2 protein-coding genes are annotated in these 3,914 nt (G+C 38.6%); both read left to right on the top strand.

The annotated features are described in order from the left end of the window. The coding region (locus tag QZY09_RS06335) for a PAS domain S-box protein (protein WP_295669723.1) at nt 1-1,896 on the top strand (1,896 nt) is incomplete at its 5' end. A 204-nt stretch (nt 1,897-2,100) separates the two neighbouring features. Next, nucleotides 2,101-3,843: a PAS domain S-box protein gene (locus tag QZY09_RS06330; protein ID WP_295669720.1), complete on the top strand. Its 1,743-nt coding sequence runs from the start codon at nt 2,101-2,103 to the stop codon at nt 3,841-3,843. Nucleotides 3,844-3,914 lie beyond the last annotated feature (71 nt).

Below are 3,914 nucleotides of genomic sequence, written 5' to 3'. Positions count from 1 at the left end.
TTTGTTAATATAAGCTGGACATCAAAATGGGACCCTGTAGGAAAAGTGAGATTTGCATCGGGCAGGGACTTTACTGAAAAGAAGAAAATTGAAAACGAACTGATCGAATCAGAAAAAAAATACAGATACCTGTTTGAAAACAATCCATTACCGCTGATCATTTGGGATTTTGAAACCCTGCAAATAATTGATGTTAATATAGAAGCAGAGCTAAAATACGGGTATACGCGCGATGAATTTTTAAAACTAAATACTAAACAAATCAGGCCGGCTGAGGATATACCGCTGATAGAAAATTTTACCCGTGAAGAAGCTGATTATGGCGTAATTCATAAGAGGATCTGGCGCCATATAAAAAAGAACGGTGAAATAATGTTTGTAAACGTTACCGGCCATTTAATTAAATATAACGGACGGACGGTATCGTTGTCCATGTCGGAAGATATAACACAAAGCCGGTATTTTAATGAACTGGATAAGCTGGAGAAAAATATTTTGGAGATGAATGCCAGTAGCAGCAGGAATTTAACAGAAATGCTTAAGGTTTATTTAAAAGGGATTGAGGCGTTGCATCCAGGATTATACTGTTCAATGTTGGAGGTACGTGGTAAAAAAATGTATCACCTGGTTTCGCCCTCTCTACCAAAGGAATATACTGATTTTGTTGATGGAATAGAGATCGGTGAAAATAAAGGGGTATGCGGGAGGGCCGCATTTTTAAAACAACCGGTTGTATCGGACAATTTATCAACCGATAATTTTTCTAATGCTTATAAAGCAATTACCGAAAAATATAAATTAAGGGCTTGCTGGTCATACCCGATTTTTGACAGCGATTCGTACGTTACTGCAACGTTTGCCTGTTATTACCAGGAGGCAAAAAAACCGTCCGGCCTTGAACGAAAAACGATCCAGAGAGCAGTAAGTATTTTACAGGTTATTTTAGAAAGCTACAAGCGCGAACAGGCTTTAAAAATAAGTAATGAGCGCTATGAATTGGCTACTGAAGCCACATCAGATGTGATATGGGATTGGGACCTGGAAACAGGTGGGGTTAATTTTTCCGGTAACCTGGATAAATTATTTGGGCATAAAAAAATAAAAGATGCTAATGATCTCATTCAATTGGGAGCACATGTTCATCCGGACGACAAGGATAGGGTGGTGATGGATTTGGCCAAAATTAAATATGGTAAAATAACCAAATGGGAAGAGGAATATCGTTTAATGCGGGCAAACGGCGAATATGCCTATGTGCTTGAAAAAGCAGTGGTATTGAGAGACGCAAATGGGGTAGGCAAACGAATGGTTGGTGCTATACAGGATATTACCAGGCAAAAGTTGGAAGAACGCCAGTTAAAATTGCTGGAGTCTGTCGTTACCAATACAACAGATTCCGTTATAATTATTGAAGCTGAACCAATTGATTTAAATAGCCCGCGTATTTTATATGTAAATGATGCCTTTACTAAAATGACAGGCTTTTCAGCTGAAGAAGTCATTGGTAAGCAAACTTCTTTGCTGCACGGGGCCAAAACAAATAAGCAGCAATTGAAACGGATGGAGCAAACTTTAAAATACCGCGAAATTTGCGAGTTTACAGTAATTAACTATAAAAAGAACGGGGATAAGTATTGGATAAATTTTTCCGTCATTCCGGTATACGATGAAACTGGCAAATTAGCGCATTATGTTGAGATAGGACGGGATATCAGCGAAAAGAAAAATGCGGAATTACAGGATGGTTTGTTGGCAGAGATCAGGCATATTTTTATTCATCAACAGGGCTTAAAAGATGCTATGCAAAAAACCCTTGAAATGCTTGTTTTTTATGGGAATATAAGCCTGGCAGAAGTGTGGCTGATAGATGAATATAAAAATAAAATATTTTTATAGGCGCAATTTTTTCAAAATAAAAAATTTAAAGATTTTGCTGAGCAAACTGTTAAAAGTTCTGGACTTGCCCAGGGCGAGGGCTTACCCGGTATTACCTGGGATACGCCGACGTTACAATCCTGGCACTATAAAAAAATAAGCACAAATGTACGTCGATCCAAAGAAACCGTTGATGCTGGTTTTAAAAGAGTCTATTCATTACCGTTGTTCTACAACGAAAAGGTAATAGGCACTCTCGCGCTGTTAATGGACAAGGATGAATTGCCGGCATTTGGCCTTACTGCAAATTTTGAAAACTTCAGCAAGGGTTTCGGTGCAGAAATAAAAAGAAAACAGCTGGAAGATGAGTTAAATCAAATTTTTCAATTTACACCAGATGTGCTTTGCATTGCCAATACAGATGGCTATTTCCTTAAGTTAAACCCTGAAATGTGCGAAATACTTGAATATACCGAACATGATTTGCTGAGCTGGCCTTTAATGGAAACTGTGCATCCGCTTGATAGAGAAAAAATGCAAACCGAAATATGTGAAGTGGTTGAAACCAAGGTCTCCAGCTTTGTAGAGTGCAGGCATGTAACCCGGACGGGGAAATTAAAATGGCTTGCCTGGACGGCCTCTCAAGCCGACGATAAAGGCATTATTTTTTGTTCGGCCAAAGATATTACCGAAAAAAAGGAAGTAGAGGAACTGCTTGACAAAGCAAATAGCCTTGCCCGTATAGGAGCGTGGGATGTGGATATGGAAACCAACACTGTTCATTGGTCAGCTATTACCCGCGAAATCCTTGAAGCAGGGGATATTGCTGATTATGATGTTCAAACTGCATTAAATCTGTACCCGGCTGGCGCTAATCGGGATATAATAAATGGAGCATTAAATATGGCCGCTACAAAAGGTATACCCGGGGATGTAGAAGCACAAGTCAATACTTTTAAGGGCAATTTGAAATGGGTCCGGCTAATTGTTGAAGCCGAGTTCATTGAAAGCAGGTGTACAAGGTTGTTTGGTAGTTTTCAGGACATCGATGCAATGAAAAAAGCCGAGCTGTCAGCGACCGAAGCCCTTGAAGAGAGAAATACGATCCTTGAAAGTATAGGGGATGCTTTTTTTGCAGTGAATAAAGATTGGGTGATCACTTATTGGAACAAGGTGGTGGAACGGATGACCCGCCGGCCAAAAGAAGAGATCCTTGGAACCAATATATGGGATCAATATACTGCTTCTAATGCGCCAACTTTCTTTAAAAATTATAATAAGGCTATGGAAAGCGGCCTGCCAGTGCATTTTGAAGAAAAATATGAATCAAACAATACCTGGATAGAAGTAAGCGCATTTCCTTCACCGGCGGGCTTATCCATTTACATTAAAGATATTTCAAATCGAAAAGCTGCGGAACTCGCTATTACCGAGCTTAATGAGGAACTCAAAATTAAAGCCAAAGAACTTTCCGTTTCAAATACTGAACTCGAACATTTTGCCTACGTAGCCTCGCATGATCTTCAGGAACCTTTGCGTATGGTAATCAGTTTTTTAACGCAATTGGAAAAGAAATATGGAAATGTTATTGATGATAAAGGTAAGCGTTATATAAACTTCGCAGTTGACGGGGCTAAAAGAATGCGCCAGATCATTCTTGATCTGCTTGAATTTTCGCGGGTTGGCAATACGGAAGATGATCTTGAAGAAATTGATCTGAATAAGTTTATCAAAGATATAAACATTTTGTTTAAGCGACAGATACAGGAAGAAAAAGCAACGATCGTTTTTAATAATCTTCCGGTTATTGAATTCTATAAGACCCCGCTGCGGCAGGTTTTGCAAAACTTAATAGGAAATAGCCTAAAATACCACAAAAAAGATGTGGCTCCTATAATTCATATCTTTTGTGAATTAAATATGACAGAAGTCATATTTAATATACAACTCATGTCATTTTTACGGTAGTTTAATGAATTACTTTTGACTTAGTGATACTTAAACACAATGACAATGTTTTAGCGCCGCATATTTGTTTT

This window comes from uncultured Mucilaginibacter sp. (assembly GCF_903913935.1).
Classification (GTDB): Bacteria; Bacteroidota; Bacteroidia; order Sphingobacteriales; family Sphingobacteriaceae; genus Mucilaginibacter.
The sequence above is the reverse complement of the archived record's forward strand: the minus strand, read 5'-3'. Positions and strand labels throughout refer to the sequence as shown.